Origin of the sequence: Sphingopyxis sp. RIFCSPHIGHO2_12_FULL_65_19, assembly GCF_001830555.1 — a bacterium.
GTDB lineage: Bacteria > Pseudomonadota > Alphaproteobacteria > Sphingomonadales > Sphingomonadaceae > Sphingopyxis.
Genome location: NZ_MIAM01000053.1, coordinates 1 through 212, shown reverse-complemented (window position 1 = coordinate 212; position 212 = coordinate 1). Strand labels below are relative to the sequence as shown.

The following is a 212-nucleotide window of genomic DNA, read 5'->3' as shown; positions in this document are numbered from 1 at the left end:
ACGATGGCGTGGGACTTCACTGTGGGGTCGTGAGGGTTGGTGAGACCGACAGGCTTCATTGGACCAAAGCGGAGCGTTTCGGTGCCGCGCTCGGCCATGACTTCGATGGGAAGACAACCTTCGAAATAGGGCGTGCCTTCCCATTCCTTGAACTCTGTCTTGGGCCCTGCGAGCAGGGCTGCGATGAAAGCTTCGTACTGTTCCTTGTTCAT

General features: G+C 57.1%; 1 protein-coding gene. It reads right to left on the bottom strand.

From position 1 onward, the window contains the following. Positions 1–212: FAD-dependent oxidoreductase (locus A3E77_RS14865; protein WP_293647311.1), on the bottom strand; the 212-nt coding region annotated here is incomplete at both ends.